The sequence below is a fragment of the Flavobacterium glycogeni genome (assembly GCF_048286775.1).
In the GTDB taxonomy this organism is placed as follows: Bacteria; Bacteroidota; Bacteroidia; order Flavobacteriales; family Flavobacteriaceae; genus Flavobacterium.
In genome coordinates this window covers 144,288-152,076 of the sequence record NZ_JBLVPV010000009.1, presented here as the reverse complement: position 1 = coordinate 152,076, position 7,789 = coordinate 144,288, and the positions used below count along the sequence as shown (strand labels likewise).

Annotated in this window: 7 protein-coding genes; 6 read left to right on the top strand and 1 reads right to left on the bottom strand. The window is 34.0% G+C overall.

From position 1 onward, the window contains the following. Positions 1-384: 384 nt before the first annotated feature. The 4 genes from ACNQGX_RS09640 to ACNQGX_RS09625 all read left to right on the top strand — a co-directional run bounded on the left by ACNQGX_RS09640 (position 385) and on the right by ACNQGX_RS09625 (position 3,697). Positions 385-1,050: an SCO family protein gene (locus tag ACNQGX_RS09640; protein ID WP_417975726.1), complete on the top strand. Its 666-nt coding sequence runs from the start codon at positions 385-387 to the stop codon at positions 1,048-1,050. Between the two features lie 170 nt (positions 1,051-1,220). Continuing rightward, complete coding sequence (locus ACNQGX_RS09635; protein WP_121343194.1) at positions 1,221-1,460, top strand: FeoA family protein; 240 nt, start codon at positions 1,221-1,223, stop codon at positions 1,458-1,460. Further along, the gene (feoB, locus tag ACNQGX_RS09630; protein WP_417975724.1) at positions 1,460-3,559 is read left to right on the top strand and encodes a ferrous iron transport protein B; all 2,100 of its coding nucleotides are present in this window, start codon (positions 1,460-1,462) and stop codon (positions 3,557-3,559) included. The genes ACNQGX_RS09635 and feoB overlap by 1 nt, the downstream gene beginning before the upstream one ends. Positions 3,560-3,565: 6 nt before the next feature. Beyond that, on the top strand, positions 3,566-3,697 hold the full coding sequence (locus tag ACNQGX_RS09625) for a FeoB-associated Cys-rich membrane protein (protein WP_417975722.1): 132 nt from the start codon (positions 3,566-3,568) through the stop codon (positions 3,695-3,697). Between the two features lie 489 nt (positions 3,698-4,186). Here ACNQGX_RS09625 and ACNQGX_RS09620 read toward each other — a convergent pair whose 3' ends face one another. After that, entirely contained in the window at positions 4,187-4,327 is a 141-nt protein-coding gene (locus ACNQGX_RS09620) for a hypothetical protein (RefSeq protein WP_417975720.1), read from the bottom strand. A gap of 123 nt (positions 4,328-4,450) precedes the next feature. Between ACNQGX_RS09620 and ACNQGX_RS09615 the strand changes: the two genes are divergently transcribed. Both ACNQGX_RS09615 and ACNQGX_RS09610 read left to right on the top strand, forming a co-directional pair. After that, entirely contained in the window at positions 4,451-7,135 is a 2,685-nt protein-coding gene (locus ACNQGX_RS09615) for a TonB-dependent receptor (RefSeq protein ID WP_417975718.1), read from the top strand. A gap of 74 nt (positions 7,136-7,209) precedes the next feature. After that, the gene (locus ACNQGX_RS09610; protein WP_417975716.1) at positions 7,210-7,731 is read left to right on the top strand and encodes a YfiR family protein; all 522 of its coding nucleotides are present in this window, start codon (positions 7,210-7,212) and stop codon (positions 7,729-7,731) included. The last annotated feature ends 58 nt before the right edge of the window (positions 7,732-7,789 follow it).

Here is a 7,789-nt window from a genome sequence, read left to right as displayed (position 1 = left end):
TAAAAAAGAATGAGGATATTTCTATGTGTCAATATATTTCTTTGAACTATTTAGGGACATATGTTCTCTCATTCCTTTTCACTTCATTATTCAAATTTATGGACTTTAATAATTAAAGTCGATAACTTCGCAAACATAGGAGAAACATAGAATTTAATTTTTGATTTAAATGGGTTCCGAACAGTCGAAATTTAGGTGACATAGAAAAAAGCCAATGCTTTTTCTATTGTAAACTCTTATCTCCGTCAAAATTTATTTTTACAGGAATAAACACTATGTTTCTATGTGGTTTAAACTTTAATTTTAATGCGTTAGACGTGAGTATTGTGTTAATTTGAATTAAAAACAAATCTCGTTTTCGTATTTTTGCATCAAAATAGCGTTATGTTAGAATTTTTCAAAAAATATAGACTCTTTTTCGGAGTCTTCCTTGTTCTTTCGGCAATCATTTTATCCTTATTTTATTCGGCTTTAAAGCCAAAAAAAACACTCCCAATTTATAATCCTGCGGATGTAAATCCTGAATTAGTGGACAGCACTGTTCAATACAAAAGCAAGTATCATACGATTGCTGATTTTTCGTTTGTCAACCAAAATGGGAAAACTATCACCCAAAAAGATTATGAAGGCAAAATATATGTTGCTGATTTCTTCTTTACCACTTGCGGCTCCATTTGTCCAAAAATGACCACCAATTTATCCGATATTCAAAAAGCTTTTGCTAATAATCCAAAGGTAAAATTATTATCACACACCGTTTTTCCGGAGACTGACAGCGTTCCCGTTTTGAAGGCTTACGCCAAAAAACACCATGTTAACGATGCCAAATGGAACTTAGTAACCGGAGACAAAAAAGAAATTTACGCAATGGCCAGAAAATCCTATTTGGCCGTGAAACTGGGAAAACCAAGCGAACTATATGATATGGTTCACACCGAAAATTTTGTTTTGGTAGATACTAAAAAAAGAGTTCGTGGTTTTTATGACGGCACCAATAAGGAAGATATCAAGCGATTAATTGAAGATATTACTTTTTTGAGCAACGAATAAAGCACTTTTTAAGGTTGTATCAATCGCTTATAAACTGATTGAAAAACCCAGTAAAACAAACGGTTGCCCCATTCTTAAATTTATCCAAAAAAACTACAAAATTGATAATTATCATTTTTTTTAGTTTTATAATATGTACTTTTGCAATCTTAATTCAATCTAAATAAGACTTGCAAACAACGATACATTCTCTAAAAAAAGGTGAAAAGGCCATTATCAAAGATTTTGATATTGACATTGTTCCGTTGAAATTACTGGAAATGGGTTGTTTGCCGGGAAATATGGTTGAACTGCTTCAAATTGCTCCTTTTGGCGATCCTTTATACCTTAATATTAATGGTTCACACGTTGCTATCCGCGTGGAAACAGCCCGTGAGATTGAAGTTGAAATACTAAAAAACAACTTATAATGACCAATCAAAATATCAATGTCGCTTTAATCGGGAATCCTAATACGGGGAAAACTTCCGTTTTTAATCAGTTGACAGGCCTTAATCAACAAGTGGGAAACTACCCTGGAATTACGGTTGAAAAAAAGATTGGTTTTTGCAAATTACCCAATAATGTTAAAGCCAATATTCTGGATTTACCCGGAACGTACAGCCTGAATGCAAGTTCGATTGACGAAAATGTAGTCATTGAATTATTACTGAATAAAAACGATAAATTATATCCGAACGTAGCGCTTGTAGTTACTGACGTTGAAAATTTAAAACGAAATTTACTGCTTTTTACCCAAATAAAAGACCTTGAAATTCCAACAATATTAGTCATCAACATGGCCGATAGGATGAAATTTAAAGGAATCACATTAGACATTCCGTATCTTGAGAAACATTTAAAAACAAAAATTGCGCTCATTAGTTCCAGAAAAGGTTTTGGGATTGATGAATTGAAAAAATTGATTGTCAGTTACAAAACTATTTCCAGCGAACCGTGTTTGAATGCGTCCAGTATTGATCCTGAATATTTCGATACGCTTCGCAAAACATTCCCCAACCAACTGTTGTATAAATTATGGTTGGTAATCACGCAAGATGTAAACTTCCTGAATTTAGATCGAAATGAAATCCGAAGTTCGTTTACTAAATCCCACTCGGATTTAAAGCGTTTGCAACAAAAAGAAACCATAAAACGCTATCAATTCATCAATGATGTTTTGAAAGAAGGATTAAAAATAGACACCACTATTGCTAAAGATTTCCGTAGCAAACTGGATCGCGTTCTGACACATAAAGTATGGGGATATGTAATTTTCTTCCTGATTTTGTTTGTTATTTTCCAATCTATTTTCGAATGGTCAAAAATCCCGATGGATTTTATCGACACTACATTTGCTTCATTAAGCACTCTTGCTGCCGAAGAATTACCGGCAGGAGTTTTAACCAATTTAATTTCGCAAGGAATCATTCCCGGAATAGGAGGAATTTTGATATTTATTCCACAAATCGCCTTTCTGTTTATGTTTATTTCGATTCTTGAAGAAAGTGGTTACATGAGCCGAGTGGTTTTCCTGATGGATAAAATCATGCGGAAATTTGGTTTATCGGGCAAAAGTGTGGTGCCGCTTATTTCAGGTACCGCCTGTGCTATTCCTGCAATTATGGCCACCAGAAACATCGAAAACTGGAAAGAAAGATTGATCACCATTCTGGTAACACCATTTACAACCTGCTCTGCCAGATTGCCTGTTTATGCCATTATTATTGCACTGGTAATCCCGGATAATCGCATTTTTGGTTTTCTGAACATGCAAGGAATGACCTTGATGTTGTTGTACCTTTTGGGTTTTGGAATGGCTATTTTTTCAGCTTATATTTTGAATAAAATCCTTAAAATAAAAGGAAAAACATACTTCGTAGTAGAAATGCCTAATTATAAATTACCGCTTTTCAAGAACGTGGGAATCAATGTAATCGAAAAAACCAAAGCCTTTATTTTTGGCGCCGGTAAAATCATATTGGCTATTTCTATCGTTTTATGGTTTTTGGCTTCTTATGGATCAGGAGAGAAATTCAATAATGCAGAAAGAATTGTTACTGAAAACACCAAGCAAAATCCGCTGTCAGAAGCAGAGTTTGAAAATGCAGTCGCTTCACAAAAACTGGAGAATTCCTATATTGGATTAATGGGAAAAACCATTGAACCAGCGATTTCACCTCTAGGTTACGACTGGAAAATAGGAATTGCCATTATCAGTTCCTTTGCTGCCAGAGAAGTATTCGTAGGAACATTAGCTACAATTTACAGCGTAGGTGGCAGTGATAATGAAGTAACAATCAAAAATAAAATGGCTGCCGAAATCAATCCGGTAACTGGAGAAAAGATTTTCAACTTTGCCTCCGGAATATCGTTGCTGTTGTTTTATGCTTTTGCCATGCAATGTGCCAGTACACTTGCGGTTACAAAAAAAGAAACCAATTCATGGAAATGGCCTGCTGGACAATTGATCTTCATGTCCGGATTTGCTTATGTAGTGGCTTTAATTGCCTATCAAATTCTAAAATAAACGATTATGGATATTCAAGAAATAATTGCTTTTATTGCTTTGGGAATTGCCCTTGCTTTTTTGATCAAAAAATTCTTTTTCAAAAAGAGAAAATCAGATAAAAATTGCGGTAGTGGTGATGATTGTGGTTGTCATTAAAAATCCCATTTTTCTATTTTAAATTGAGCTACTTTAAAACACAACGGGTTAAGTTTTCCTTAAAAAGATAAAAAAAATCTTTCTATAATTTAAGAAAATCCCTTTTTTTGACTAAATTTACTATAGCAAAAAATGAGCTTTTAGACTCAAAATCAGTAATTTCCGTTTTTTAACTTTAAAAAACGGCTTGTGAATGGAACTTGAATCTAAGTTGACTTCTGAACATAATTTCAGCTTTACCCCTGCAAGCAATTGAAATTATAGAACTATTATGAATTGATAATCCACATCCGATTAGACAATCATAATTTTTAGTAAAAATTTGATGAATACGTTATACCTATTTTTCGCCCTACTTACAAAAAAACACTTAGAATATCGTGTTACTATTGAAAAAACACTACTAAAAAGACAATCTAAAAACTTTAGCCATTTGTTTTTTATTTGTCAATAAATTCAGGACTTTAATGAACAAAGAGAATAAGAGTGCTATTTAAGTACGTAACTCGAAATATTTTTAATTCCAATGAAAATATTTCCTGTTTTGGGATACATCAAATAGGAATATGTAGTGCCATTTTTAGATAGATTTCTTTTAATACCTTGAATAAAACTATCTTTTGATTTCATCATTATTCTTTTCACTGACTACTTTTTCTCAAAAAAACATATTAAGTAGTTCAATGAAAATTTCTTACAATTATTACGTTGCAATTGATTTCAACCCAAAAAATGAACCAATATCAACTAATCATGAAAAAGTTTGCCTCGATAGTGTTATTTATGCTAAACATCACGTTTCTTTTTGCGCAAAAAGAAATCTCGGGTTTTGTACTGGATAATGCTGGTGTTGCGATGTCAGGCGTTAACGTCACCGAAAAAGGAACAAACAACAGCGTTTCCACTGATATCAATGGAGCCTACAAGATTAATGTTAAGGAAGGAGCTATTTTGGTCTTTAGTTACTATGGTTTCTCTAAGCAAGAACACGACACAACCGATTCTATTCTAAATGTTATTATATCTGAAGGAAGCGGACAAAGTCTTAGCGAAGTTGTGGTTACCGGAACAAGAGCTGTGCCCAGAAGCAATACCACGACTGCGCTTCCTATTGATGTAGTATCATTTGAAGAACTGACTTCAACCGGACAGGCAACTTTTGACAAAGCATTACAGTACAAAATACCATCTTTTAACACGGTTCAAACTCCTGTAAATGATGCTACTTCATTACTTGACCCATACGAAATTAGAAATATGGGACCCAGCAGGACGTTAATCCTTATCAACGGAAAAAGAAAAAATTTAAGCTCCTTACTTTATGTTCAACCGTCTCCAGGACGTGGAGAAACAGGTGCCGATATTTCTGGAATACCAATAGATGCCATAGAAAGAGTGGAAATTCTTCGTGATGGCGCATCGGCTCAATATGGTTCTGATGCAATAGCTGGGGTAATCAATATTATTTTAAAAAAAAGAACCGATGATGGTTCCGTAACTGTAAGAACAGCTATTACGGCAGAAGGTGATGGCGAAATGCTAGGCGTGAGTTTGAACAATGGATCTACTGTAGGCGAAAAAGGTTTTGTAAATTATACGTTAGATTTTTCAAAAGTAAACTTGGCCAACAGACCTGGAAAAGTAGATGCTGATGGAGATTTTGCCAGTTTCGGCGGTACTATCTCTGGCATTAACACCTTAGCAGATGTTAAATCGTTTCTTGCAAAATATCCAGATGCCCAAAACATCAATGGATCTCCAGAAACTGCTGCTGCAAAATTTTTGGTAAACGGCGGATTTGTTTTATCAGATGAAACACAATTGTATTATAACGCTGCCTATGTGTATAAAAAAGCAAACTCTTTTGCCAATTATAGAACACCATACTGGGGCTATGGAGATGGTATTACTTTAAACAACCTTCCCTACTTGTTAGATTTCTTTGGAGACGGAACAGTTGCGTCTTATAAAGGGTATCACCCTACATTTACTGGAGATTTAAACGATTACAATGCTACCTTAGGCTTTAAATCAATAAAGAATGGATGGAATACTGATGCCAGCATAACTGTTGGAGGAAATACACAAGCCTATTCCATAGAAAACTCCCACAATAGATCAGATATTCAAGATATTAGTGGAGTCAATATATATCGAGAGAACAGCCCTATATTTTTCAAACCGGGAGGAGCTTCGTTTAACCATATTGTGGGCAACTTAGATATTTCTAAAGTATTATCAGATAAAATAAGTATTGGTTTTGGCTCTGAGGTCAGAACAGAAACTTTTGAAGTGATTGCAGGAGACAAAGCATCATGGGATGAATTTGGTGCAGACTCATTTTCCGGTAACAGACCCGAGGATTCAGGCAAATGGAATCGTTATAACTTAGGCGGATACTTCGATTTAGCGTATGATTTCACTAAAAATTTCTTAGTCAACGGTACGGTTCGTTATGAAAATTATAGCGATTTTGGGGGAGCAACGGTTTGGAAAGTAAGTTCCAGATATAAATTATCGAATGATAAAATTACGATAAGAGGATCCGTTTCCTCTGGATTCAGAGCACCAACATTACACCAAATTTACACTCAAAAATCACAATATTCATTTGTACCAAACCAAGGGGTTCGAGTTAGTGGAATTATAAACAATGTTTCCCCACAAGCACGCCAACTAGGCATTCCTCAATTAGACGCTGAAAAATCAACCAATATAACTGTAGGAATAGGAGCCAACCCTTTAAAAAACTTAAATTTCACTGTAGATTATTATAACATTAAAGTAAAAGACCGGATTATTTTGGGGGATGAAGTAGTAACTTCATTCGGAACCGTTGCCTGGTTTGAAAATTCATTCGATTCGAGAACTTCAGGCTTAGATGTAGTAATGAATTACAGCAGTATAGAATTAGGAACCGGAGAATTAGGATTCAATTTGTCAGGAAACGTAACTTTTGAAAATAAAAGAATTTCACCGGTTGCAAGTGATAATTTTGGAGCAAGATTTAACGCTTTAATGTTTACATCAAGACCCGAAACAAAATGGATTTTGGGAGCAAATTACAAAATTAGAAGATTTGACGTATCGCTTAACAACACGTATTTTGGAAAAACAACATTCAAACAAAACGGTTTAGATCCAAATTTAAGAACTGGGTTTACACCGAAAATAGTTACTGATTTAGGAATTAATTACGCTGCAACGGATAAATTAACCGTAGCCTTTAATGTGAACAATTTATTAAATGTATTACCCGAATGGAAATTTAAAGCTGAAAACGCAGCTGGAACCGCCATTTTAAATGATCCAACACAAGTAAAATCACAATTTAACCTGATTACATTCAATGGTCGTTATTCTCAAACGACATATGGAGGATATCACTTTAGTCAATTAGGAACCCTGTTTAGTTTGTCCTTAATCTATAAATTCTAATATCAAAATTATTTAAAAAATACGATAGAATCAATTATTTCAATCAAGACAGAACTTCTTTAAAAACAAAATAGATGATACGTAAAGAGCACATATTTTTTTGGATAGCAATTATTATTTTAATGGGAGGAAATCCAATGTCAGCCCAAGAAAATGCTGGTGAGAAGGAATATGCGTTAAAAGCAGATTTCCTTTATCGTTTTGTAGATTATGTTTATTGGAAAGGTTATTCTAAAAAACAAACTTTTAAGATCGCTATTCTGGAAGAAAGTCCAATTACTGCTTCACTGCAGAATATGGCTAAAAATAAAAAAATGGATATAAAGGAATATAAAAATTTGAAAGAGTTAGGTTTTTGTCATATTCTGTTTGTTCCTTACAATTGTACCATTCCAATTGAAACTATTCTCTCTAAATTTTCCGGTAAGCCAGTATTGATTGTAACAGAACAGAATGGTTACGGAAAAAAAGGGGCACATGTGAATTTTGTTACGGTCGAAAATAAATTAAAATTTGAAGTAAATCTAAAAGCAATAAATAAAGCCGGAATAGGAATCAGTTCATTCTTGTTGAAACATGCAATTATTGTGCAATAATAGTATCAAATTACAAATTTAGATCGTTCCATTTGTGTGTGAATTTGAATGGGAAAAG